Genomic DNA, 26,148 nt, shown 5'->3' with positions numbered 1-26,148 from the left:
CCATGAAGCAACGCAATCCCTCCCGCCAACGGCCCCGCCACCATCGCGGCCTGCAACTGCGGCCCCTGGCAATCTCGCTCCTGTGCGCGGGCCTCTCGCCGGCCATCGCGCAGGTGCTGCCCACGGGCTTTCTCCCCATCGCCGGCGGCGTCACGATGACGCAGAGCGGCAGCGTGATGAGCATCAACCAGCCGCTCGCACGCGGCATCGCCAACTGGCAGACCTTCTCGATCGGTGCAGGCGGCGTCGTCGACATCGTGCAGCCGAGCGCCAGCAGCGTGCTGCTCAACCGTGTCACCGGCAACGAACTCTCGACCATCGCGGGCCAGCTCAATGCCAACGGGCGCGTGATCCTGGTCAACCCCAATGGCGTGATGTTCAGCCAGGGCGCGACGGTGAACGTGGGCGGCCTCATCGCCTCCACGCTGGCGCTGACGACCTCCAACCAGAGCTTCATGGACGGCGCCACCAAGCTCACCTTCGAGCGCGCCGATGCCAACTCAGCCTCGGTGCGCAACCTCGGCAGCATCACCGCCACCGGCGGCGGGCCCGTGGTGTTGATGGGCGCGGCAGTGGGCAACGGCAGCACCGGCACCATCACGGCCGACGGCGGCACGGTCGCGCTGGCCTCGGGCCGCAAGATCACGCTGGACCTCGTGGGCGACGGGCTCACCAACCTCGTGATCGCGCCCGATGCCATGGCCACCAGCGCGAGCGTGGGCAACAGCGGAACGATCCAGGCCGACGGCGGGCGCGTGGCGCTCGTCGGCAGCTCCACCACGGTGGGCGAGCTGGTGGTCAACCAGACCGGCACGGTGCGCGCGCGCACCATCGGCACGCGCAACGGCGAGATCTTCCTCGGCGGCGGGCAGGACAACCAGGTCGCGATGACCGGCGGCACGCTCGATGCCACGGGTGCCGCGGCCGGCGAGCGCGGCGGCAGCATCCGCATCGCGGCGGGGCAGGTGCAACTGCAGGCCACGAGCGAAGGCCAGCAGGCGGTGGTCGATGCCAGCGGGCAGGCCGGCGGCGGCACGGTGACCGTGCGGGGCTACGACGTCGCGCTGTCGTCGGGCTCGGCGCTGCGCGCCAATGCGACCGGACAGGGCGCGGGCGGCACCATCGACGTGGGCACGGCCGAGGGCCAGGTCCTGCCGGACGGCAGCACCGCACCGGCGCGCGAATCGCACGCACAGGTGTTCGGCGAACTGAGCGCGCGCGGCGCGGGCAGCGGCAAGGGCGGCACCATCATCACCAAGGCCGACGGCCTGCGCATCGGCGATGCGCGCGTGGATGCCGGCGGCGGCGCGAACGGCGGCGGCAACGGAAGCTGGCGCATCGACACGCCGACGGGCAACCTCGAGGTGGTCAACAGCGCCGATGTGCCGGCGTACCAGGCCGACTATCCGAGCATCGCAGCAGGCGCGACCGTCGATGCAGGCAGCGTCGGCAACGCATTGGGCCGCGGCACCGACGTCACGCTCGCGAGCGGCGCCATCGGCGACCAGCGCGGCGTGCGCTTCGGCGAGAACGTGCAGGTGGTCAAGCAGGAAGGCGGCACCTCCACGCTGCGGGTGGATTCCGCCGGCAGCATCCGCATGGACAACGGCTCCGCGATCACCTCCAAGCAGGGTGCGCTCAACGTGGACTTCAACGCCGACTCGACGGGCGCCATCGCGGCCCGTGCGGCGGACCCCGCGCAGATATCCGTGACCGGCGGCGATCCGAACTTCGAGGCCGACTATGCGGGCGCGATCCGCCTCGTGGGCGCGACCATCGACGCCAACGGCGGCAACATCCGATTCTTCGGCCAGGGCGATGCGCTCAACGGCCGCGCGGTGGGCGGCTCCTCGTCTCATTCCGACGAGCAGTGGCTCGCCGGCATCTACTTGAGCGAAAGCACGCTGGCCACCAACGCCGGCGGCATCGTCAGCCTGCGCGGTCAGGGGCGCGCGTGGGTGGCGACGGACGACGGCGGCAACCCGCGCTTCTCGTCGAGCGAGGGCGTCGCGCTCTGGTTCAGCACGGTGAAGGCCGACGGCACCGGCACGGTGAGCGTCGATGGCGTGGGCGGCGTCGGCGGGAACGGCGTCAACGTGGGCTACGGCAGCACCGTCGCTTCGACCGGCGGCGACGTGACGCTCACCGGTCGCGGCACCGACTGGACGGCAGAGATGCCGGTGGCCAGCATCTTCAGCCAGACCGGCGTCGACATCAGCAGCAATGCCAGCGTCGCCGCGGGCGGCGACGTGCGCATCACGGGCACCGGCGGCAACCTCGACGCGATGCGCCAGAGCGCGGATTTCGCCGAGGAAGGGCGCTCCGCGGGCAGGTCCAACGGCGTGTTCATCGGCGGCAACGTCACGGCCGGCGACGGCCGGCGCATCGACATCACGGGCAAGGCGGGCGGCGCAGGCTTCACCGCCAACCTCGACGCCGGTGGCGGCATCGTCATCACACCCGACGGCAGTTCGGCCTGGGGTGTGCAGGTGAGCACCGACGCGGGGCAGCCCAACGCGCTGCGGACCGACGGCGGCACCGTGGCCATCGATGCGCAGGGCACCGACGTCTCGCTGCGCGTGAACTCGTTTTCGGACTTCCAGGCGCTCGATGCCGCGCCGTCCGCCAATGCAGCACCGCCCACCGACGCTCTTGTCTCGGTGGCGAGCAGCACCGGCAAGGGCGGCAGCATCTCGGTGCGCGGGCGCAACGTGGTGGTCGATGGCGTCGACTTCGGCGGAGGCGACAAGCTCGTCGCGCGCCTCGATGCCAGCGGCGCCACCGGCGGCGGCAGCATCGACATCGCGGCCACCGGCGCCATCGCGATCGGCGCGAGCGCCAGTCTGGACGCGAGCGCCACGAACACCGGCAACGGGGGCAGCGTGAAGGTGGTCGCGGGCGACGCACTGCGCGCCTACGGAACGTTCTCGGCGCGCGGCGGCGCGGCGGGCGGCAACGGCGGCTTCGTCGAGACCTCGGGCGCGCAGTTCGACCTGGCCGGCGTTCGCGTCGATGCCTCGGCGCCGGTGGGCAGCGTGGGCTCGTGGCTGATCGATCCGTTCGACGTCGATATCGTGAGTGGCGTTGCCACGGGCTCCCTGACCGGCAACCCCTTCGATCCGATCGCCACCTCGACCATCCAGGACGGCGACATCAATGCCGCGCTCAACGCGGGCACCAGCGTGACGATCGGCACCGGCAGCACCGGCTCTCCTTTGCTCGGCGACATCCACATGTCGAACGCGAAGGGGGCGGTCAACATCAACTACAGCACCAACAAGGGTGCGGTCACCTTCCAGCTCGATGCCAATCGCAGCGTGCGCGGCGACGCGGGCACGGTGATCCAGTCCACCGGGGGCGGTGCCCTCAACGTGGTGTTCAACGCCGACGTCAACAACGGCGGCACGGCCACTGGCGGCGGGCAGATCAGCTACAGCGGCGACATCTACACCAACGGCGGCAACGTCGTGATGAACGGCAGCTGGGCCAACCCCAGCAACCAGGGCGTCAGCGTGCACCTGGACGGCAACGAGATCGACACCCGCGTGGGCCGCAGCGACGCGGGAGCGGGCGGATCGGTCACGATCGTCGGCCGGAGCATCGGGCCGGCCGGCATCGGCGACGCCGCCGTCAGCACCGATGGCGTGCACATCTCGACCTCGACCGGCAACGTGAACATCACCGGCACGGCCGACGCCGCGTCGGGCGTGCGCCTGGGGTCGCGCTTCGTCGCGACCGGCATTGCGAACCGGCAGACCGAGATATCGACCACCACGGGCAACATCACCGTGCTGGGCGTGGGCAACAGCGTCACCAGCGCGGGCACGTCGCCGGGCCACGGCGTGATCATCGACCAGTCGGCGCTGCGCTCGATCGACGGCGACATCACGGTGCGCGGGCTGCGTCAGGCCGGCGGCAACCTCGTGGGCGACGGCGTGCGATTGACCACGGGCGCGCAGGTCGTGACCACCGGCACCGGCGACATCGAGCTGAGCGGCCAGTCGGTCGGCAACGGCGCGGGCGTGCGGGTCGGCCCGCAGGCGCCGCTGGGCGGCGCGGTCCCGCCCGTCCTTGCGGACGTCATCGTGTCCGCGGGCGGCAACACGGTGCTGCGGGCCGGCAACGACGGCAGCACCGATGCGCTGGTGATCGACGGCAAGGTCAGCGCCGGCAACGTGATCAACCTGCGGCCGGGCGGTGTCGATGCCGCGGGCAACGGCGTGGACCAGACGGCCACGCCGATCACCCTCGGCGGCACGGCAGCCACCGGCTTCGCGGTTTCCGCCGCCGAGTTCGGGCGGCTCACGGCCCCCGTCATCGTGGCGGGGAGCAACGCGCATGCCGCGAACATCGATGTCGTGGGACCGCTGGCCCTGCCATCCGCACTGACCCTGCAGAACGGCGGTGGCGGCAACATCCAGCTGGGCGGCGCCATCACGGCGACGCAGCTCGGGCTGCTCAGCGCCGGCAACATCACGCAGGCCGCGGGCGCGCCCATCACCGCGGGCACGCTGATGGCGCGCTCCACCGGCGGCAGCGTGCTGCTGGACACGGCGCCGAACAACGTCAGTGCGGCCACGGTGGGCGGCGGCGCGGCCGGCGCCTTCCGCTACGTCGATGTCGACACGGTGCAGTTGGGATCGGTGTCCGTCACGGGCTTCGATGCCGCGGGCAATGCGCCGCAACTCCAGTCGGCCACCTCGATGGCGGCCGACACGGTGTTCGTGCGCACGCTGTCCGGCGACCTGCTGCTGGGCACCAACGTCAGCAGCACGAGCGGCACCGATCTCGTGGCGGCCTCGCGCTTCCAGAACCTGGGTGCCTACACGATCACCGGCGCGCCCTGGCGCGTGTGGGCCGACACCTGGGTCGGCGAGACGCGCGGCGGCCTGTTCGGCTCGGGCCCGCTGCCCAACCTGTACCACTGCGCGTACCTGGGGTTGTGCACCGTCACGGTGTCGCCGGGCGACAACCACTTCATCTATGCGCAGCAACCCGTGGCCACGGTGGTGATCGGCAATGCGATCCGCCCCGAGGGACAGGCCAATCCGCCCTTCACGTACAGCGTCGACGGCCTGATCCTGGGCGACACGGATTCGAGCTTCAGCGGCACGCCCGGCACGTCGGCGACGCAGGCCAGCCCGCCGGGCGTCTATGCGATCAACGGCAGCTTCACCTCCGCCGCGGGCTATGCGGTCAATGTGCGGCCGGGCGACCTGACGGTCACGACGGCGCCCCCGCCCGTGCTCCGGTTGCCGGACTTCCCCAAGCCCGACCTGCTGCGCGACCCGCCTTCCACCTGGCTCTACGACCGCAACATCGGCCCGCCGCCGATCTGCTTTGCGACCGGCGCGCTCGAAGGCGACCGTGCATCGCAGGGCGGCGATGTGCTGGCGCGCGAATGGTCGCGCGTGCGGTCGCGCCCCAACCTCTCGAGCTGCGTGGACACCGAGAAGCGCAACGGCTGCGCCGATTTCTGACGGCGGCGCTCAGGGAAGAAGCTCAGGCAGAGGCGCCGCGCGCGGCAAGCAGCTGCAGGTAGCGCTGCTGCGCGCCGCCCTCGACCGCGCCGCGCTCTTCGAGCAGCAGCAGGCAGCGCAGCGCGAGATCGAAGGAGCCGTGGCAGTGATGCGCGAGCAGGGCCAAGTGCCGCAGCTGCTCGTCGTCCATCGCTTCGGGGCGGCGGATGTCGCGCATGTAGACGAGGTCGGCTTCCAGCAACTGGCGCAGGGGCCGGCGCGGATCGCCATCCACCACGCACGGCGCGATCGGCCACTGCTTCACCGCGGCAAAGCAATGCGGCACGAAGCCCTGGCTGCGCAGCTCCTGGTCGATCTCGCCCTGGGTCGGCTGGTCCTTGTAGAGGGTGACGAAGGACACCTCCGCCTGCACCATCACGGCCTGCGCCAGCCTGGCGCGGCCCGCGCGGAACACCGCGAGCTCGCTGCCCTGTGCATCGATCTTCAGGAAATCGAGATGCGCGATTTCGGCGATGTCGTCGAGCCGCCGCGTCTGCACCGCGACCTGTTCGCGAACCTCGGCCAGCGGCTGCAATGCCTCGAAGAGCGCGAGCGATCGCGCATCGGGCGCGAGCAGGCTGGTCATGCCCGGCGCGGCGCAGATGTGCAGCGTGTGCATGCCGCCGTCACCGAGCGCCCATGGCAGGTAGCGCTCGAGCGGGCCCTGGGCCTGCGTCAGTTCGTGCAGCGCCCGCGGCTGCGGATCGAAGCCCGTGACCCGGCACAGCCCGGCCCGCAGCATCGCGAGATAGGGCGGGTCGCCGTCGATCGGGTTGGCCCCCACATCGACCACCTCGGTCAGCCGCTGCGGCGCGAGGATGTCCCGCAGGTCCATGGCAGTGCGTGCGGCCGGCGTCATCGCCGTGCTCACCGGCCTTCGCGCACGGCCAGCGCGCGGCCGAAGTGGCCGGTGTAGGTGCGCGTGCCCTGGTGCGACAGGTTGGAGCGGGCATCGATGAAGACCCGGCCGCCGATCGATTGCCAGCGGCGGCAGAAGGCGAAGTCCTCCGCCAGGTAGGCGCCGTTGTCGGGCTCGGCGAGCACGTCGAAGAAGCGGTAGTGCGGCAGGTCGCGCACCGCGGGGTCGGCGGCGCGCTCGGGTGTGTAGCGCAACTGCGGATAGGCCGCGGCGAGGCGCTCGAACACGCTGCGCGCGATCAGCATGAAACCCGTGGGCGCATCCAGCACCTCGATGAATCCCTCTGCGTCTGCCGACTGATGGGTGTCGAGCGCATGGGCTGGAAAGCTGGCATGCCGTGCCTCGAAATCCTCGCGGGTGGCGCCGGCCGGCAGCGGCTCGCGAAGCCCGCCGGCGGGCCAGCCGTCGGTCTTGTGCGGATAGATGCCCGCCACCACGTCGCGCCCCGCGCACAGCAATCGGAGGGCCGCGTCAGGTTCGAAGCCGATGTCTGCATCGATCCAGAACAGGTGCGTCCATTGCGGGTCGGCCATGAACTCCGCGACGAGGCGGTTGCGTGCCCGCGTGATCAGGCTGTCGCCATCCAGAAAGCGCGTCTGCATCGGGAACCCGTGCATCCACGCCAGGTTGACCAGGCCCAGGAGGCTGCGCACGTAGAGGCTGGTCATCGTGCCGCCGTAGCTCGGGGTCGCGACGAAAGGCCGGATGTCTTTCAGGGCAGAGAGATCGAGCATGGCGGGATGTCCTCGGGGCGGTCTGCACGGGTCGTGCGGGCGGCTGCGGGGGCCACCATAGCACCCGCGCCGCGCATGCGCCTACCCCGATTGCCCTCGGCCTCGCCCGTTTCAGACGCCGCGTGCGCGGCGGTTGGACATGACCACGTTGTCCTTCGCGATGGCCTGGCCTTCCTGCATCGCGGCGATCCACGCCGCGGTCGTCGTCACGGCCGCGAAGTTGCTGTGGAACACGACGCTGAAGACGCGGTGGATCTCTTCCGCGGTGACCTTGCCCGCCGCATTTTCATACGGCAGCGCGCCGCTCGCGTCGGCGAGGAACTCCACGTTCAGGCCGCGGTGCATGGCCTCGAACACCGTCGATGCGTCGCAGTTCTGCGTCATGTAGCCTGCCACGCTCAGCGTGTCGATCTCGTGGCGGGCGAGCCACTCGGCGAAGTCGGTGCCGGTGAACACGCTCGGGAAGGTCTTGGTGATCAGGTGATCGCGCGGCCGGTTCGCAACCTCGGGGTGCAGCTGGCCGTTGTGGGTGTCGGCCTGGAACACCGGCGCGCCCTTGGGGGCGTGGTGGCGCACCACGACGACCGGGATGCCGGCGGCGTGTGCGGCGTCCATGGCCTTGGTGACGTTGGGCAGCGTGTCCAGGATGGGCGGGTACTCGATCGGGAGGCCGCCGCCTTCGAAGTATTCGTTCTGCACGTCGATGACGACGAGGGCACGGCGCGGGGCGGTGGCGTTGCTCATGGTCTGGCTCCTTCTCTTGGCTTGTGTGGTGGGGATGGGCTCGATTCTTCGCCTTTCGCCCTCTCGCCGAAAGTGGCCCGATAGCCAATCATCGATAAGATCGGGCCATGGCCCGCCCCACCACCGAAACCATCGCCGTCGTCGCCTTCGACGGCATCAGCCCCTTTCACCTGTCCGTGCCTTGCATGGTGTTCGGCGAAGACCGCACCGAGACGGGCGCGCCGCGCTTTCGCATGCGCGTGTGCGCGCCGGAGCCGGGGCCGCTGCAGACCAATGCGGGCTTCGAACTCGTGGTGCCGCATGGACTGGAGGCGATCCGCCGCGCGCAGATCGTGGTGGTGCCCTCGTGGCGCGACGACGGACGGCCCGCGCCGCCTGCGTTGATCCGCGCGCTGCAGGCCGCGCACCGGCGCGGCGCCACGGTGGTGGGCCTCTGCCTCGGTGCCTTCGTGCTGGCCGAGGCCGGGCTGCTCGATGGCCGGCCCGCCACCACGCACTGGAACCTCGCGGCCACGTTCGCCAAGCAGTACCCGAAGGTGAGCCTGCAGCCCGAGGTGCTGTATGTCGACGATGGCGACGTGCTCACCTCCGCCGGCACGGCCGCCGGCATCGACTGCTGCCTGCACCTCCTGCGCGTGCGCTACGGCGCCGAGACCGCGAACCGCGCCGCGCGCCGCATGGTGGTGGCGCCGCACCGGCAGGGCGGGCAGGCGCAGTACATCCAGCAGCCCGTGCCCGCGACGGCCGAGCGCGACCGGCTCGCGCCGCTGCTCGAATGGCTGGGCAAGCATCTCGATGTGCCGCACGAGCTCGACAACCTCGCGCGCCGCGCGTTGATGAGCCGCCGCACCTTCACGCGGCGCTTTCGCGAATCGACGGGCACGACGGTGGGGCAGTGGATACAGAACCAGCGCCTCGCACTGGCCCAGCGGTTGCTGGAGACCACCGACCATCCGGTCGAGCGCGTGGCCACCGGCGCGGGCTTCGGCTCCGCGGTGTCGCTGCGCAAGCACTTCACCTCGGCATTCAAGGTGTCGCCGACGGTGTATCGCCGGCAGTTCTCGCGCACCGCGGAAACGGCCTGAACCTCAGGCCACGTGCGCGTGCCGCCGCGTCGTCAGCAGCGCGCGCAGCTTGGCCGGTGGCACCGGCTTGGTCAGCAGCATCACGCCGCCATGCCGCAGCCGCTGCAGCACCTCGGGCCCGGTCGCCCCCGACACCAGCACCGCGAGCGCATCGGGCTGCAGGCGCTTGGCGGCTTCGATCACGTCCACGCCGTCGCCATCGCCGGCCAGTTGCAGGTCGCACAGCACCGCATCGAAATGGATGTCGCCGGTGCCCAGCCGCGCGATGGCCTCGGCGCCGGTGGCCACGCATTCGACCTCGCAGCCCCATTGCTCCAGCAGCGCGCGGCTGCCGTCGAGGATGGCGGGGTCATCGTCCACCACCAGGCAGCGCAGGCCCGCGAGCGGCGCGGGCGTCACCGGCGCGGGCTCGGGCAGCACGACGTCGGCGGCGCGCGCGGCCGGCAGCGTGAAGGCGAAGGTGCTGCCGGCCTGCAGCGCCGAGCGCACGGTGATGCGGGTGCCCAGCAGCGTCGCGATGCGCGCGCAGATCGCCAGGCCCAGGCCGAAGCCGCGGCGCCGGTCGCGCTCGGTGTTCGCCACCTGGTAGAACTCCTCGAAGATCCGCCCCTGGTGGATCGGCGCGATGCCCACGCCGTTGTCTCGCACCTCGATGCGCACGCTGGTGCCGCTGCGCCGCGCGGCCACCAGCACGGTGCCGCCCTCGGGCGCATGGCGCAGCGCATTGGCCACCAGGTTGTTGACGATGCGCTGCAGCATCGCCGCGTCGGTGCGCACCGCCAGGCCCCGGTCGCTCCAGCGCAGCCGCACGCGCGCCTCGATCGCGGCGGCGGCGTGTTGCGCATCGAGCTGGTCGAAGAGGGCGGCCAGCGAGATGCGGGTGATCGAAGGCGTGAGCACCTGCGCATCGAGCCGCGAAATCTCCAGCAGGTCGTCCAGCAGCACGCCCATGAACTCGGTGCTCTCCTGCAGCCGCAGCACGGCCGGTCGCTGCGCCGGCGTGGCGCTGGGCAGCAGGCCGTCGATGAAGAGACCCATCGCATGCAGCGGCTGGCGCAGGTCGTGGCTCGCGGCCGCGAGAAAACGCGCGCGCGAAAGCGCCGCCTGCTCGGCCTCGGCCATGCGCTGCAGCGCGACGGCGGTGGCTTCGCGCACCCGCTCCTCGCTCACCTGGCGGTTGTGCTGCAGGCGTTCGGCGAGGCGGTCGATGTCGTGCGCGAGCACGGCCAGCTCGTGCGTGCCGCGGGTGCCGCCCTCGACCACTTCGCAGCGCATGTCGAAGTGGCCCGCCTCCAGCGCGGCCACGGTGCGCGACACCCGCCTGAGCGGCCGCGCCACCGTGCGCGCCATGTGGCGCACCGAAGCCCACGCCGCCAGCAGCGCCACCAGCGCGATGCCGATGCCCGCCATCAGCGAGCGGCTGCGCTCGCGTGCATAGGCGGTGGTGTCGCGGAAGGTCTGCACCAGGCCGATGGGCGTTTCGCCCGCCGCAGTGGAGCCCGCGGGCGCGAAGGCGCTGGCGCGCGAGGCCTCGCGCAGCGTGACCGGCGAGGTGAACATGCGCAGCTGCGCGAGCGATTCGGTCTTGGGCCCGGCCGTGACGTAGACGCCCGCGCTGTTGCTGATCTCCACCCGCATCACCTGCCCGCCGCGCAGCGCCGCGTTGGCCACGTTCTGCAGCGCCGGCACGTCGCCCGCGTACAGGCTCAGGTCGGACATGGCCGCCACCTGGCGCGCCACGGCCTGGCCTTCGGCATCGAACTGGGCTTCGAGCGTCTGCAGCCGGTTGTGGGTGAACCAGCCGGTGAGCGCGAGCGCCACCGCCGCGCACGGCACCACGCCCAGGCGGAACAGGTCGCCCTGCAGGTTGCCGCGCACGACCAGCGCGGGCGCGGCACGAGGCTGCACCGCATCGTCGCCGGCGGGCGCCGGACCTTGGCGGGGTGGCGCGGCGTTCATCGCGTGGCCGCGAGACGGTCGGTCAGTTCCCGTTCCTCCGGCAGGCGCAGGCCGAGTCCGCGTGCCACGGTGGCGTTGACGCGCACGGTGGCGGGCGTTGCGGCCTCCACCAGCGGGCTGTTGTTGTTGCCGGCGCTCGCCACTTTCTGGCCGAGCAGGCGCGCCTGCTGCGCGAGCTGCGACGGCGTCGAGACCGCCGCCGCGAGGCCGCCCGAGCGCACCAGCCCTTCGCTGGCGCCGAACACCGCGAGGCCCGCTCCCGCCCCCGCGCGCAGCACCGACAGCGTGGCCGCCTGGCTGTCGCCGATCAGGTCGGGCAGCACCATCAATGCATCGCTCACCGGCACCACGGTGCGCAGCGCCGCGGCGAGCGACCGGGCATCGGGCGCGTATTCCACGCGCACATCCCACGCCGGATTGGCGCCCTGCGCGGCGCGCTGCAACTCGCGCACCAGCGGCTCCGACTCTGGCGTGGCGACCACGCCGATGCGGTGCTTCTGCGGCAGCACCGCGCCGATGAGCGCGAGCTGGTCGGCCATGGCCGGATCGCGCAGCAGCACGCCCACGCGGCGGTCGCCGCGCTTCAAGGCCGGGCTCGCGGCCTTCAGGGCCTCGTAGTCGAGCCGGCTCAGCATCGCGAGCACCAGCGGCTCCTGTCCGGGGCGTTCGACGGCGGCGCGCGCGGCCGCGACGCCCACCGCCATGGTGAGGTTCGCGTCGGCGGCCGAGGGCCGCATGCTGCGCGTGCGAACGCCCGCATTGGCGCGGGGCTCGGCATCGGCGCCGGCGGTCTCGATGGTCTGCGGCATCTCGCCGGTCGGCGAGAGGCGCACCAGCTCGAAGCGGCCGCCGGGCTCCTGGCCCGCACGCAGCTGCTGCACGAATTCCGAATGCGCCGGGTTGTCGTCGCTCATCAGCACGGTGAGGCTGGGCGCCGCCGCCGCGCGGCTGGTCATCGACAGGCCGAGGAGGCCGACCGCGACGCCCGCGGTCAGGCCGAAGGCCAGCGCCGCGCGCGCGGCGCCGCGCAGCCGTCCGAAGAAGGGGTGGGAGAGGTGTTTCGCGACGACGGACATATAACTGCTTTTGCAGCGAGGGTGCATCACCCAATGTAAGGATGCGCTCTGCTTCGCGCGATAAGGCGGAGGGGCTATGTCAGTCCGTGGGACCCCGTGCCAGCGTGACGAACCGCACACGATGGCAGCCGCACGGTCTATGTCCGATGGACTATGTATCGATATTCAGCAGCGCAGCGGCCCGCTGAGCGTGGATCGACTGGCGCAGCACCCGCGGCGAGACCGGCTTGTAGAGCACCGTGATGCCGGCGCTCGCCACTTCGCGCAGGCGATCCGGCTTGGTCTCGCCGGTAACCAGCAGGCGCGCCGTGCCGGGCCCGATGCCGCGCGGATGGCGCTCCAGCGCGGCGATCACATCGAGCCCGTTGTCGCCGCCCTGCAGCAAGAGGTCGCTCACCACCACGTCGGGCGGCTGCTCCCAGGCGTCGGCCAGCGCCAGCACCTCGGCGCGGGTCTGCGCGACCAGCACCTCGGCGCCCCAGTTGGCGAGCACCACGGAGAGCCCTTCGAGGATCGTGCGCTCGTCGTCGATCACCAGGATGCGCAGGTTCGCAAGGCTCGCTTCCGAATCCTCGATGCCGGCGGCCACCGGCGACGGCGCGGGGGACGGCAGCGCGGCCGGCGCCGAGCGCACCAGCACCCGCACGCAGGTGCCCTTGTGCAGCCGCGAGCTGAGCTCTACCCGCGTGTTCAGCAGCTCGGTCAGCCGCTGCACTGTCGCCAGGCCCAGGCCCATGCCGCGCGCGCCGCGCGCCGACTGGCGGCCGGCCGGCTCCACCTGGTAGAACTCCTCGAACACCCGCGTCTGGTGCTGCGCCGCGATGCCCACGCCGGTGTCGACCACGTCGATGCGCACGCCCTTGCCGCGGCGCCGCGCGCCGATGAGCACGCCGCCTTCGAGCGTGTGGCGCAGCGAGTTCGACACCAGGTTGTTCAGGATGCGCGAGAGCATCACGTAGTCGCACCGCACCCACAGCTCGGTCTTGCGCGCCACCAGCCTGAGGCCCTGCTGCTCGGCCACCGGGCGGAAGTTGCGGCTGATCTCGTCGAACAGGCGGTCCAGCGGAAAGTCGGCCCACTGCGGCTGCAGGACGCCCGCATCGAGTTGCGACAGATTGAGCAGTTCCGAGAAAAGGCGGTCCAGCGACTCGACGCATTCGCGGATGTGGCCGATGCGCTGCAGCTTCACCGGATCGGTCTCGCCGTTGGCCAGCCCGTCCGAGAAAAGCGTGAGCGCATGCAGCGGCTGGCGCAGGTCGTGGCTCGCGGCCGCCAGGAGGCGCGTCTTGGCCTGGCTCGCCACCTCGAGCAGCGCGTTCTTGCGCGCCAGCTCGGCCGTGGCCTCGTTGATGCGGCTTTGCAGCAGCCGGCGGCTCTCGGCGAGCGCACGCGCCGCCTGGTTGAAGCCCAGCTGCAGGTGCTGCACCTCGGAGGTGCCCTCGATCGCCACGCTGGCGTCTTCGCCCGCGCCCAGGCGGTCGACCGCCTTGCCGAGCGCGCGGATCGGCTCGCTGATGCGCCGCGCCGCCCACCAGCCGGCCAGCCCGACGCCCACCAGGCTGATCGCCAGCACCACCGCCACGTTGAGCCATACCGAGCGCCGGGCGCTCTGCACCGCGGAAAGGCCGATCTCGACCATCACCTTGCCGTTGTGGCGGCCGTCGTCGGCCACGATGGGCACCACCACCTGCAGGCCCTCGCCGCGCGCGCGGTCGACGGTTTCGGAATTGGCCACGATCTCGCCGTCTTCCGTCCAGATCTGCACCTGCTGCACATGCGGCTGGAAGGTGCCCGACTGGGCCGTGCGCTGCAGGGCGCGCTTGTCCATGCGCGAGAGCGGCGCCTGCGCCACCGTGGCCACCTGCAGCGCCACTGTCTGCGCATTGGCGCGCATCAGCTCGGTGAGGTTGCCCAGGTGCTGGCGCGTCAGCACGGCGATGGCCGTCAGCGTGGCGGCGGTCGCCGGCACCAGCGCCAGCAGGATCAGCTGCTGGGCGAAGGTGAGGCGGGCAAGCCTGCGCAGGACGCGGAAGTTCCAGTTCATCGAGGCTTTGAGTGCATGACAGACGAGCTTAGGAGCCCAGCGCCAAACATGGAAGACAGGAAAAACATCACGAAATTAACTTGTATTTGATATTTAATGGCGTCCGCGTTGCCATGTTAGACCCGCTGGTCCGCAGCGGCCCTACGCCTTTCGGTCCTGAAAATGCTGGCTTCCCTCCGTCATCTCGCTGCTGTTCCCGCTGCTTTCCGGGCAGCGGCGCTGGCGTTTCTTGTCGGCCTGCCGATGGCCGCGGCGGCACAGGCGACGCTGCCGGACAAGGCCCCCGTGCGCTTCGGCATCCTGCCGCTGGGCGGCGCCTTCGAGTCGCGCAGCGACTGGGACCCGCTGCTGGCCGAACTGAGCCGCGCCATCGGCCGGCCGGTGAGCGTGCTCTCGGTCAATTCGTACGAGGCGCTGGAGCAGGCGATCCAGCGCGACGAGGTCGACATGGCCTTTCTCTCCGGAAAGATGGCGCTGGACGCCGTGACCCAGCGCCGCATGAAGGTGGTGGCGCAGGTCGTGCGGCACGACGGCCTGCCCGGCTATCGCGCGCTGCTGCTGGCGCGCAAGACGCCGCCCCTGAACACGCTCAGGAACTTGCTCGACCAGCCCGACCGCTGGCGTCTCGCGCGCGGCGAGAAGCAGTCGGTGTCGGGTTTCATCGTGCCGCAGCTGCAGCTTTTCCTGCCGAACCACATCGTGATGGAGACGCGCTTCCTGAGCGAGATCGTCGGCACCCACCAGACCAACGCGCTCGCCGTGGCCAACAGCGAGGCCGACGTGGCCACCAACAACTCGGCCGATTTCGAACGCTTCAAGCTGCGTTTTCCGGCCGAGGCCGAGCGGCTGCAGGTGCTGTGGGAGTCGGAGCTCATCCCGCATGCGCAGATCGTGGTGCGGCGCGAATACCCCGCCGAGCTGCGCAGCCGCGTGCAGGCATTCCTGATCGCCTACGGTCGCGGCAAGGGCCCGCGCGGCGACGCCGAGCGCCTGGTGCTCAAGTCGCTGCACGACCTGGCCGGCTTCGTGGCCGCCGACAACAGCTCGCTGCAACCCGCGGCCAAGCTCGCCTACCAGCTGGCCAGGCAGAACGCCGTGACGGCCCAGTGGGTGAACGACGCCGCGCGGCAGGCCCGGCTGCAACGCATCGAGAACAGCTATGCCGAGCAGTCCAGCGTGCTCAGGGACGTGGCACCTTGATCGATCCGCGCAACGGCCGGCCTGTGCATGTGATCCGAACAGCAGCATCCCCCAAGCCACGGCGCGTGATGCTTCCCGCACTCAGGCACCTGCTGGCAACCGCCTTCATTGCAGCCACCGCGCTGCTCCCGCCGTCGCTCGCCCTGGCGCAGGTCGTGCACGAGAAGCCCATCCAGTCCATCCGCTTCGGCGTGCTTCCGCTCGGCGGCACCGTCGAGTCGCGCGCGCTGTGGACGCCCTTCATGGCCGACATGAGCCGCTCCCTCGGCATCCCGGTCAATGCGTACTCGGTGCCGTCGTACGAAGAGTTGGACCGTGCCATCGGCCGCGACGAGATCGACATGGCCTTCCTCTCCGCCAAGATGGCGCTCGATGCCGTGATGCAGCGCCGGATGAAGGTCGTGGCGCAGATCGCGCGCCGCCCCGGCATGCCCGAGCACCGCGCGGTGCTGCTCACGCGCAAGGCCGGCCCGCTCAACACCCTGGAGGGCATGCTCGCCCAGCCAGAGCGCTGGCGCCTCGCGCGCGGCGACAGCCGTTCGGTCACCGGCTTCGTCGTGCCGCAGAGCCAGTTGTTCCTGCCGAACAACATCGAGATGGAAACCCGCTTTCGCAGCGAGTTCGTCGGCACCCACCAGGCCACCGCGCTCGCCGTGGCCAACGGCGACGCCGATGTGGCCACCAACAACACCACCGACTTCGAACGCTTCCGCGAGCAGTTCCCCGTCGAGGCCGAACGGCTTCAGGTGATCTGGGAGTCCACGACGCCGCCCGGCGCGCCGATGGTGGTGCGCCGCAACTACCCGCCCGAGTTCCAGGCGAAGCTGCAGAACTTCCTCATCACCTACGGGCAGGGCAAGGGCCCGCGCGCCGACGCCGAGCGCGAAGTGCTCAAGAGCCTGCGCGCCGCCTACGGCTACGTCGCGGCCGACGACAGCGCGCTCCTGCCCGAGGCGCGGCTGGAGTACGAACTCGGCAAGCAGCGCGCCATGGCGGCCTCCTGGGTGAACGAGGCGGCGCGCACGCAGCGGCTGCAACGCATCGAGAAGGCGTACGCCGAGCAGATTCAGACCCTGCGCGCCGGCGGGCGCTGAAGTCCATCCGCAATCGGCAGGCCCTAGTCCCTTCGCCGTAGCTCCAAACCGCGCCATCTAGGCCATTAGGCGGATTTGCCCGCCGCCCTCCGCGCCGGAAACTTCGTGTTTCTTTCAGGCAACCCTTGCCGTTGACGGAGTGCGGATGAGTTGGCGAACAAAAGTGGTCTGGAGCGAGGGGATGCTGTTGCAGCCTCAGCACCTGCAGCAGAGCGAGCGTCATGCCGACCATGCGAGGCATGTGCTCTTGCGTTCGACCACGCCCTACGCCTGGGGCTTTGCCGAACTCGAAATCGATCAGGCCGCGCTCACGCTGGGCAAGCTCGCGCTGGTGCGCGCGGTCGGCGTGTTCGGCGACGGCACGGTGTTCGACATGCCGGCGGTCGATCCGCTGCCCGAACCCATCGACATTCCTTCCACCATGCGCGACGAGCCGGTGGTGCTCGCTCTGCCGCTGCGCCGCGCCGGTGCGCGCGAGGCCGACGCGGAAGACTATGAAGAGCTGGTGCGCCACCGGGTGCTCGAATCCGAAGTGCCCGATTCCAACACCGCCGGCGAGCGCACCGCCATGCTTCAGCTGGGCCAGCTCCACACGCGGCTCATGCGCGCCAGCGAAGCCACCGACGCCTGGACCACCCTGGGCGTGGCTCGCGTGGTCGAGCGGCGCACCGACAACCAGGTGCAGCTCGATCGCGCGATGCTGCCGCCGCTGCTCGACGTGGCCGGCCATGCGGTGATCCGCGCCTGGCTCGACGAACTGCTGGGCCTGCTGCGCCAGCGCGGCGAGGCGCTGGCCGGCCGCATGACGCAGGGCGGCACCGGCGGCGTGGCCGAGATCGCCGACTTCATGCTGCTGCAGGCGGTCAATCGCAACGAGGCCATCTTCGCGCACCTGGCCAAGAGCGCGATGCTGCATCCGCAGCACTTCTTCGAACACGCGCTCGGCCTCGCCGGCGACCTCTCGAGCTTTCGCGATTCGCGCCGCGTGGCGCGCTTCGGTCCCTATATTCATGACGACCTCGCGCTGAGTTTCCGCCCGGTGATGGACGACCTGCGCCGCAGCCTCTCGATGGTGTTCGAGCAGTCGGCCATCCGCATCGACCTGCACGACCGCAAGCACGGCGTGCGCGTGGCCGTGGTGACCGATGTGGAGCTGCAGCGCAAAGCGACCTTCGTGCTCGCGGTGAACGCCAACATGCCGAGCGAGGCACTGCGCGCGCGTTTCCCCACGCAGGTGAAGATCGGCCCGGTCGAGCGCATCCGCGACCTCGTGAACCTCGCGCTGCCTGGCGTCACGCTCACGCCGATGCCGGTCGCGCCGCGCCAGATTCCGTTCCACACAGGCGCCAACTACTTCGAACTCGAAACGCGCAACAGCGACCTGTGGCGCCAGCTCGAGCAATCCGGCGGCATCGCGATGCACATCGCCGGCGACTTCCCGGGCCTCGATCTCGCCTTCTGGGCCATTCGTTCCTAGCCGCACCGGCTGACGGAAACGGAACACCATCATGAGCACACCTCCCGATCCCTTTGCCGCCTTCGAGTCGGAGCGCACGGTCATCAAGCCCAAGCCGCGCACGCCGGCCGGCACGCCGCCGGCCGCGGCGCCCGTGCCGTTCTTCGGCGGCACCGATCCGACGCCGGCCGTGGAGGTCGGCGAGATCGGCCTGCTCAATCCGCTGGTCTCCGCCGCGGGCAAGCTCTTGGTGCTGATCGGCAAGCTGCGAAACCTCGCGCAACCGCCCAACGTGCCGGCGCTGCGCGCCTCCACCGCCGATGCGGTGAACCAGTTCGATGCCAGCGCGCGCCGCGCGGGCGTGAGCAACGAATCGGTGCTTGCCGCGCGCTACGTGCTGTGCACCGCGCTCGACGAGGCCGTGGCCAACACGCCCTGGGGCGTGCAGGCCGGCTGGAACAAGCAGAGCCTGCTGGTCCAGTTCCACAACGAGACCTGGGGCGGCGAAAAGGTGTTCCAGCTGCTCGCCAAGCTCGCGCAGGACGTGCCCACGCACCGCCAGTTGCTCGAACTCATCTACAGCGTGCTCGCGCTCGGCTTCGAAGGCCGCTACCGCGTGGTCGACAACGGCCGCGCGCAACTCGATTCGGTGCGCCAGCGCCTGGCCGACCTGATCGCCAAGGACCGCCCGCCAGTCGAACCCGAACTCTCGCCGCACTGGCGCGGGCAGGGCGCGGGCACGGTGCGGCTGCGCGAATCGCTGCCGCTGTGGGTGTTCGCGGCGGGCTTCGCGTTCCTGCTCGCGCTCGCATGGGTCGGCATGCGGCTCATGCTGAACAACCGCTCCGACACCACGTACGCGGCCGTCTCTGGCCTGCGCGTGCCCAACATCCAGATCGCGCCGCCGGCACCGCCCGCGAAGACGCCGCGCCTCGCGCGCTTCCTCGAACCCGAAGTGAAGCAAGGGCTCGTGACCGTGACCGACGAGGCCGACCGCAGCGTCGTGCGCCTGCGCGGCGATTCCTTCTTCGGCTCCGGCAGCGCCGAGCCGATGGCCGCGTCGCTGCCGGTGCTGCGCCGCATCGGGCAGGCGCTGGCCGAGGTGAAGGGCGATGTGCTCATCACCGGACATTCCGACAACCAGCCGATCCGGTCGCTGCGCTATCCGTCGAACTGGCATCTCTCGGCCGCGCGGGCCGATGCGGTGAAGGGCGCGCTCTCCACGCTGGTCGACCCCGCGCGCATGCGCTCCGACGGCAAGGCCGACGCCGAACCGGTGGCCGCCAACGACACGCCCGCCAACCGGGCGCGCAACCGGCGCGTGGACATCGTGCTGCTGACCGAGCCCGAGCGGGTCGCTTCCGCCGCACCGGCACCGGCCCCGGCTGCTCCCGTTCCAGGAGCGACGAAATGATCAAGAAAATCTTCGGCTTCCTGTTCAGCCCGCTGCTGCTGACGCTGCTCGCGCTCATCGTCCTCGGCCTGTTGATCTGGTGGATCGGTCCGCTGGTGAAGATCGGCGCGCTCGCGCCGCTCGAAAGCGAAATGGCGCGCTGGCTGCTGATCGGCGCCATCGTGCTCATCGTGGTGCTGCGCATGGCGTGGCGGCGCTGGCGCGCGCGCCGTGCGAGCCAGCACCTGACCGACGGCCTGATGAAAGCGCCGACGGTCAAGACCGACGCACCGGCCAACGGCGAGCAAAAGATCCTGGACACGCGCTTCAGCGAAGCCGTCGCCACCTTGAAGCAGATGCGCCTGCACGCCGCGGGCAAGAAGCCCGGCTGGCGCGACTGGATGTCGATCTCCGGCGGCAGCTATCTGTATGACCTGCCGTGGTACGTCTTCATCGGCGCACCGGGTGCGGGCAAGACGACGGCGCTCGTGAACTCGGGCCTCTCGTTCCCGCTCGCCGAGAAGTTCGGCCCCGGCGCGATCCGCGGCGTGGGCGGCACGCGCAACTGCGACTGGTGGTTCACCGACGAGGCGGTGCTCATCGACACCGCCGGCCGCTACACCACGCAGGACAGCCACCAGTCCGAAGACAAGAACGCGTGGGAAGGCTTTCTCGGCCTGCTCAAGAAGGCGCGCCCGCGTCGGCCGCTGAACGGCGTGTTCCTCACGGTGAGCGTGGCCGACCTGCTGAGCCAGGGCCCCGAGCAGCGCACGCAGCTCGCCGCATCGATCCGCGCGCGCCTGCTCGAACTCGACAGCAAGCTCACCACGCGCCTGCCGGTGTACGTGCTGGTCACCAAGAGCGACTTGCTCTACGGCTTCACCGATTACTTCGACGACCTCGGCAAGGAGCAGCGCGCGCAGGTCTTCGGCTTCACGCTGCCGGCCGACGAGAACGTGCAGACCGAGGAGAAGGGCCTCTCCACCGCCTTCCACCGCGAGTTCGCGCTGCTGCACAACCGCGTGAACGACGGCCTCATTCCGCGCATGCAGCGCGAGACCGATGGTGCGCGGCGCGCCGCGATCTTCGGCTTTCCCGCGCAGTTCGGTTCCATCGGCTCGCTGCTGTCGGACCTGCTCGACCAGGTGTTCACCGGCTCGCGCTTCGCGCAGCCGCCGTGGGTGCGGGGCGTGTACTTCACCAGCGGCACGCAGGAGGGGAGCCCCATCGACCGCGTGATGGGCAGCCTGTCGCGCAGCTTCGGCATCGAGCGCGCGATGCTCGCGCCGCAGAAGTCGAGCGGGCGCAGCTACTTCCTCACTTCGCTGCTGCGCGACGTGGTGTTCCCCGAGCAGCGCCTCGCGGGCGCCGACGTGAAGCTGGAGCGCCGCCGCCACCTGCTGCGCATGACGGGCGTGGCCGCAATGACGCTGGTGACCATCGGCCTCATCGCGGGCTGGGGCTACAGCACCTGGCAGAACACGAACTACCTGAAGTCGGTCGAGGCGCGCGCCGTGCCTGCGCAGAAGACCTTGGCCAGCCTGCCGGTGCAACTGCAGAACCTGGTCGAGGTCGCACCCGTGATGCAGGGCATACGCGACATCTGGAAGACCCCCGAGAACCGCCAGGGCGACGAGCCGTTGAGCATGACGCTGGGCCTCTATCAGGGCGACAAGCTGGACGCCGCCGCGCGGCTTGCGCACCAGCGCGCGCTCAACGACGTGTTCCTGCCGCAGATCGCCAAGCGCATCGAGGACCAGCTGCGCACCGCGCAGAAGGACAACCTCGAGTACACCTACGAAGCGCTCAAGAGCTATTTGATGCTCTACCAGCCCGAGCACTTCGACGCCGAGGCGCTGAAGGCCTGGATCACGCTCGACTGGGCGCGCAGCCTCGACCGCGGCATTCCCGAGGAGCAACGCCTGGCACTCGAAGACCAGCTGGACGTGCTCATCGCCCAAGGCCCCCCGCGCTCGCCGCTCAAGATGGACGAGAACCTGGTGCGCAGCGTGCGCGCAGTGCTCGCGAGCTATCCGCTGGAGCAGCGCGTGTTCAGCCGCCTGAAGCGCCAGCGCGCGACCAAGGACATTCCGGGCTTCAGCGTGGCGACGGCGGCCGGCCCCTCGGCACCGCTCGTGTTCGAGCGCATCAGCGGCAAGCCGCTGACCGAAGGCGTGCCGGGCATGTTCACCTACGACGGCTATCACAAGCGCTTCCAGAACGAGGTGACGGTGCTCACCGGTTTGCTCGCCGCCGAGGACCCGTGGGTGCTCGGCCAGGACAAGGGCGCCGCCGACCGCCTGCGCGACGTGGCCGCGTTGGGAGCGCTCACCGATCGTGTGCGCCGCCTGTATCTCGCCGAATACGTGAAGCAGTGGGAAGCATTGCTCGCCGACGTGCGCCTGATTCGTGCCACGGGCCTGGACAAGAACATCGAGGCCGCGCGCATCCTCTCGGGCGTGAGTTCGCCGCTCGCGAACTTCCTGCGCGCCGTGGTGAAGGAGACCACGCTGATCCCCGCGGATCAACCCAAGGACGTGGTGAGCAAGGCCACCGCCACCGTCGCCAACACCCGCAAGGGCCTGGAAGATCTGTTTGGCGGCGATCCCAACAAGCCGGTCGCGAGCGGCAAGCGCATCGAGAGCATCGTGGACGACCGCTTCGAGCCGCTGCGCCGATTGGTCACCGCCGCTGCGCCCGGCCAGCCCGCACCCATCGACGATGCGCTGAAGCTCTTCAACGAGGTGTATGTGTACCTGAACGCGGTCGACACGGCCGTGAAGGGCCGCACCTCGCCGCCGCCCGGCGACGTGGCCGGCAAGCTCAAGGCCGATGCCGGCCGCCTGCCCGAGCCGGTGCGCTCGATGGTCGAGAACCTGAGCCAGTCCGGCGCTGCGCAAGCCCAGGTGGCCGAGCGCGGCAACCTGAGCCAGGACCTGCGCCCCGTGACCGAGTTCTGCCAGCGCGCGATTGCGGGCCGCTACCCGTTCTCGCCCACCAGCAAGCGCGACGTGCTGCCCGAGGACTTCGGCCAGATGTTCGGTGCCGGTGGGTTGATGGACGATTTCTTCCAGAAGCGCCTCGCTGCACTGGTCGACACCAGCACCCGCCCGTGGCGCTACAAGCCGGTGGCCGAGCGCGGCGCGGTCACCACGCAGGCGCTCGCGCAGTTCGAACGTGCCGCGCGCATCAAGGACATCTTCTTCCGCGCCGGTGGCCGCGGGCCTTCGATGCGGCTGGACTTCAAGCCGGTGGAGATGGATGCGGGCATCACCCAGTTCATCCTCGACGTCGATGGCCAGCTCGTGAAGTACGCGCACGGTCCCGTGGTGCCGATGGCGGTGCAGTGGCCGGGGCCCAAGGGCAGCAACCAGGTGCGCATCCAGGTGAGCCCGCCGTCGACGACCGGCAGCTCGGGCTCGGCGGTCGATGGGCCGTGGGCGCTGTTCCGTGCGCTGGACGATGGGCAGCTCGAAGCCGGTGATGCGCCGGAGAAGTTTTTCATCACCTTCCAGATCGGCGCGCGCAAGACGCGTTTCGAGGTGACGACGAACAGCGTGCAGCATCCGATCCGCTTGCGCGAGCTGCGGGAGTTTTCCTGTCCGGAGGGGTTGTGAGCTTGGCTGCCTCTTCTTCTGCTTCTTCTCTCTTTGCCTCGACAGAACTGCCTGGGTGGTTTGGCAAGTTGCCGGGGATGGGGGACTTTGCGCATCGGCGGTTGCCGGAGTCGTTTCGCACGGTGTGGGATCAGTGGCTGCAGCGGGGTCTTGCGCGGCTGCGGGATCGGCATGCGGACTGGACCACCTACTACCTCGAGGCGCCGATCTGGTGTTTTGCGCTCGGGCCGCAGGTGGCGGGGGAGCGGGGGTGGATCGGGGTGTTGATGCCTTCTGTCGATGGCGTTGGACGGTACTTTCCGTTCACCCTGGCTGTTGAACTGGCTGGCGATGTTTCGGATTCGCTTCAGGGGGAGGCGCTGGTTGCCGCGCTGCAGTGGTGGGCGTTGGGGACTCAGGCTGCGCTTGAGGGGCTGGATGGGGATCTGGATGCGTTGAGGTTCGATGCCGTTCTTGGGCGGCTGTTCGTTGCCGCTGCTGCTGGAGATGCTGTTGTTGGCGTCGAGTCGTTGGAACTGCCTGCGGCGGGGGCTTCTTTGTGGCTTGGGGATCCTGCTGTTGAAGGTGGGGTTCGGATGTTGGCTACCGGGTTGCCTCGTGATGCGCAGTTCGAGGCGTTGTTTCTTGGGGGTGGGGAATGAAGGCTTTGCTTTCTTTTCTTTCCCGAGGCCGGGTCTCGCCCCGGCGGGCGACTCACTTTCTTTTGCTTCGCCAAAAGAAAGTAAGCAAAGAAAAGGCGACCCTGCTGTCTGCGTCCCTCCGCTTCGCTGCGGGCAACCTGCGGTGCTCGCGTTTCGCGGGGTCTCGCAGAACTCGCTTCGCTCAAACAGCTGCGAGCCCTGATCCGCGAAACGCTGCGCTCCTCGGCGCAGCCAGAAGGGAGTGGATACCGAACGCGCCATCGCTGCGCTCGGCCAGCGCACGGGCCTTCACTTCGCTTGGCGCTCAAGACACCCCCGGTCGTCGCTTCGTTCGGCGCGGGAATTGCCAACAGCACCCAACAACCAACTCAAGGCAGACACGCCCAGCGTGTCTGCCCTTCGGGCCGAGCGAAGCGATGGCGCGTGTTGTCTCCACCCCCCTCTGGCTGCGCCGAGGAGCGGAGCGTTTCGCGGATCAGGGCCGCAGCTGTTTGAGCGAAGCGAGTTCTGCGGACCCCGCGAAACGCGAGCACCGCAGGTTGCCCCGTAGCGAAGCGCAGGGGTCGCAGACAGTGGGGTCGCCTTTCTTTTGCCTACCTTTCTTTGGCGAAGCAAAGAAAAGTAGGTCGCCTGCCGGGGCGAGACCCGGCCTCGGAAAACAAATCCAAAAAAGCGTTCAACCCGCAGGAGCAGGTCGATGACCGACTCTCCAACAACCCCACAGCCGGAAGACGACCGCACAAGGGTCGTCCCTCGCCAGCCCCAGCAGCCAACCACAGGCGGCGACACAACCACAACCGTCATCACATCCGGCACGACAAGCCTGTCCAACGTCCCGGTAACAAGCCCCGCATCAGCAACGCATGAGGCAGGCTTGCTTCCTGTAGGCAGCCGCCTCGCAGAATTCGAAATCACAAGAGTCATAGGCCAGGGCGGCTTCGGCGTCGTCTACGAAGCCTGGGACCACGCCCTCGAACGCGTAGTCGCTATCAAGGAGTACCTGCCGACCTCCTTGTCGACCAGACAGCACGACGGCACGGTCGCTCCCCTCTCGGAGCGACACCGAGAAACCTTCGACCTCGGCATGCGCAGCTTCATCAACGAAGCCCGCCTGCTCGCCCAGTTCGACCACCCTTCGCTGCTGAAGGTCTACAGGTTCTGGCAAGAGCGCGGCACCACGTACATGGTGATGCCCTTCTACCGGGGCGACACACTGAGAGAGGCATTGGTCGCCATCCCCGCAGGCGTGGACGAAGCCTGGCTCATCCGCATCATGGACGGCGTGACCCAGGCACTCGGCGTGATGCACAACGCCAACTGCTACCACCGCGACATCGCGCCCGACAACATCATCCTGCTCGAAGGCTCCGGCCGACCGGTGGTGCTCGACTTCGGCGCCGCGCGCCGCGTGATCACCGACAAGACGCAGGCGATCACCGTCATCCTCAAGCCCGGCTACGCGCCCATCGAGCAGTACGCCGAGATGCCCGACATGTCTCAGGGCGCGTGGACCGACGTCTACGCGCTCGCGGCCGTGATGCACGTGGCCGTGTGCGGCCGCGCGCCGCCGCCGTCGGTGGCGCGGCTCCTGTCCGACAGTTATGTGCCGCTCGCGGGCAACGACATCCTGCGCCAGCGCTACAGCCTCAAGCTGCTGCAGGCGATCGATGCGGGCCTGGGCGTGCGGCCCGAGCAGCGGCCGCAGTCGATGGCCGAGTTGCGCGCGGCGCTCGACCTGGAAGTCGGCCACAGCATCGCGCCGACGCCGCGCACGCAGCCGCCTTCGGGCGCGCGCACGGGTGGCAACGGCAACACCGGCTCCAACGCGAATGCCGCCACGGTGATCGCCGCAGGCAAGAAGGCCCCGCCACCGGCACCGGCGCCGGGTGCCGGCAGCACCGGCGGTGGCAGCAGCAGCAAGGGCAAGACCGCCGCCGCACTGGCTTCGGTGGCCGTGGTCGCAGCCGTCGCAGGCGGCGGCTGGTGGTGGTACCAGGGGCGCGGCGAGGGTTCGGGCAAGACGGACGTCACCACCACAGCACCGCCACCGCCCATCGACACCAAGGTCGCCCAGACACCGACCCCGCCACCGCCTCCACCCCCACCGCCGCCTCCACCGGCGGCGCCGCGCACGCCGCTCGAATCGCTGCAGTCGCTTGCGGCCGGCGCCACGCCCGGCTTCGAGGTCACGGCTTCCGCGAAGAAGGCGGAGGTCGCCATCGGCAAGGACAAGCTCGCCTTCGAGGTGCGCAGCAAGCGAGACGGTTTCGTCTACGTGTTCCTGCTCTCCAGCGGCGGCGAGATGTTCCTCTTGTTCCCGAACCTGCTGGACAAGTACAACAAGATCACCGCCAACAGCGCGCTCGCGCTGCCGCGCGCGTCATGGCCGATGGACGCGGGCGGGCCCGCCGGCACCAACCAGTTCGCGGTGCTCGTCAGCGAACACGAGCGCGACTTCAGTGCTTCCGGCGTGCAGAACGACGGCGTGTTTCCGCAATTTCCGCTGCCGGTGCTCTCGGCGCTCGAGGCCACGCGCGGCACCGGCCCGTCGCCGCTGCTGGGCAAGCCGACCTGCGCGCCCGGCGCCCCATGCAACGACGTCTATGGCGTCGCGAATTTCAAAATCGTCGAGAAGTAATCGTCTGTAGACGTTGGCCCATCGGCTCG

15 protein-coding genes are annotated in these 26,148 nt (G+C 69.9%); 9 read left to right on the top strand and 6 right to left on the bottom strand.

All coding sequences use genetic code 11. From position 1 onward, the window contains the following. The first annotated feature begins 2 nt into the window (after positions 1 to 2). On the top strand, positions 3 to 5,480 hold the full coding sequence (locus J2W23_RS15040; RefSeq protein ID WP_307649295.1) for a two-partner secretion domain-containing protein: 5,478 nt from the start codon (positions 3 to 5) through the stop codon (positions 5,478 to 5,480). 22 nt (positions 5,481 to 5,502) lie between these two features. On the opposite strand, the gene J2W23_RS15035 is transcribed toward J2W23_RS15040, so the two are convergent. The 3 genes from J2W23_RS15035 to J2W23_RS15025 all read right to left on the bottom strand — a co-directional run bounded on the left by J2W23_RS15035 (position 5,503) and on the right by J2W23_RS15025 (position 7,916). Beyond that, a complete protein-coding gene (locus J2W23_RS15035; protein ID WP_307649294.1) occupies positions 5,503 to 6,354 on the bottom strand; it encodes an FkbM family methyltransferase in 852 nt (283 codons plus the stop codon). 32 nt (positions 6,355 to 6,386) lie between these two features. After that, positions 6,387 to 7,172 carry a hypothetical protein gene (locus J2W23_RS15030; RefSeq protein ID WP_307649293.1) on the bottom strand — a complete coding sequence of 262 codons (786 nt, stop codon included), beginning with the start codon at positions 7,170 to 7,172 and terminating at the stop codon, positions 6,387 to 6,389. A gap of 111 nt (positions 7,173 to 7,283) precedes the next feature. Continuing rightward, entirely contained in the window at positions 7,284 to 7,916 is a 633-nt protein-coding gene (locus J2W23_RS15025) for a cysteine hydrolase family protein (RefSeq protein ID WP_307649292.1), read from the bottom strand. A gap of 107 nt (positions 7,917 to 8,023) precedes the next feature. Between J2W23_RS15025 and J2W23_RS15020 the strand changes: the two genes are divergently transcribed. Further along, positions 8,024 to 9,001, top strand: a complete 978-nt coding sequence (locus J2W23_RS15020) for a GlxA family transcriptional regulator (RefSeq protein ID WP_307649291.1) — start codon at positions 8,024 to 8,026, stop codon at positions 8,999 to 9,001. Positions 9,002 to 9,004: 3 nt separating this feature from the next. Here J2W23_RS15020 and J2W23_RS15015 read toward each other — a convergent pair whose 3' ends face one another. From J2W23_RS15015 to J2W23_RS15005, 3 genes are all read right to left on the bottom strand, one after another. Then, entirely contained in the window at positions 9,005 to 10,960 is a 1,956-nt protein-coding gene (locus tag J2W23_RS15015) for a hybrid sensor histidine kinase/response regulator (RefSeq protein WP_307649290.1), read from the bottom strand. Beyond that, positions 10,957 to 12,036, bottom strand: coding sequence for an ABC transporter substrate binding protein (locus tag J2W23_RS15010; RefSeq protein WP_307649289.1), 1,080 nt, complete (start codon positions 12,034 to 12,036; stop codon positions 10,957 to 10,959). The genes J2W23_RS15015 and J2W23_RS15010 overlap by 4 nt, the downstream gene beginning before the upstream one ends. 151 nt (positions 12,037 to 12,187) lie before the next feature. Next, a complete protein-coding gene (locus J2W23_RS15005; RefSeq protein WP_307649288.1) occupies positions 12,188 to 14,080 on the bottom strand; it encodes an ATP-binding response regulator in 1,893 nt (630 codons plus the stop codon). A gap of 162 nt (positions 14,081 to 14,242) precedes the next feature. Between J2W23_RS15005 and phnD (J2W23_RS15000) the strand changes: the two genes are divergently transcribed. The 7 genes from phnD (J2W23_RS15000) (at position 14,243) to J2W23_RS14970 (ending at position 26,119) form a co-directional block, all read left to right on the top strand. Then, positions 14,243 to 15,280, top strand: coding sequence for a phosphate/phosphite/phosphonate ABC transporter substrate-binding protein (gene phnD, locus J2W23_RS15000; protein WP_307649287.1), 1,038 nt, complete (start codon positions 14,243 to 14,245; stop codon positions 15,278 to 15,280). 68 nt (positions 15,281 to 15,348) lie between these two features. Next, positions 15,349 to 16,374 (top strand): phosphate/phosphite/phosphonate ABC transporter substrate-binding protein, encoded by a 1,026-nt coding sequence (gene phnD, locus J2W23_RS14995; protein WP_307649502.1) that lies wholly within the window; start codon positions 15,349 to 15,351, stop codon positions 16,372 to 16,374. Between the two features lie 145 nt (positions 16,375 to 16,519). Continuing rightward, positions 16,520 to 17,851 (top strand): type VI secretion system baseplate subunit TssK, encoded by a 1,332-nt coding sequence (gene tssK, locus J2W23_RS14990; RefSeq protein ID WP_176660878.1) that lies wholly within the window; start codon positions 16,520 to 16,522, stop codon positions 17,849 to 17,851. Positions 17,852 to 17,882: 31 nt separating this feature from the next. Next, positions 17,883 to 19,244 (top strand): DotU family type VI secretion system protein, encoded by a 1,362-nt coding sequence (locus J2W23_RS14985; protein ID WP_307649286.1) that lies wholly within the window; start codon positions 17,883 to 17,885, stop codon positions 19,242 to 19,244. Beyond that, positions 19,241 to 22,840, top strand: coding sequence for a type VI secretion system membrane subunit TssM (gene tssM, locus J2W23_RS14980; RefSeq protein ID WP_307649285.1), 3,600 nt, complete (start codon positions 19,241 to 19,243; stop codon positions 22,838 to 22,840). The genes J2W23_RS14985 and tssM overlap by 4 nt, the downstream gene beginning before the upstream one ends. Beyond that, entirely contained in the window at positions 22,837 to 23,481 is a 645-nt protein-coding gene (gene tagF / locus J2W23_RS14975) for a type VI secretion system-associated protein TagF (RefSeq protein ID WP_176660881.1), read from the top strand. Before tssM ends, tagF begins: the two co-directional genes overlap by 4 nt. Before the next feature lie 697 nt (positions 23,482 to 24,178). Further along, positions 24,179 to 26,119: a serine/threonine-protein kinase gene (locus tag J2W23_RS14970; RefSeq protein WP_307649284.1), complete on the top strand. Its 1,941-nt coding sequence runs from the start codon at positions 24,179 to 24,181 to the stop codon at positions 26,117 to 26,119. Positions 26,120 to 26,148: the final 29 nt, after the last annotated feature.

The organism is Variovorax boronicumulans (assembly GCF_030812215.1).
GTDB lineage: Bacteria > Pseudomonadota > Gammaproteobacteria > Burkholderiales > Burkholderiaceae_C > Variovorax > Variovorax boronicumulans_C.
Note: the sequence above shows the minus strand (reverse complement) of the source record. Positions and strands in the feature narration are given on the sequence as shown.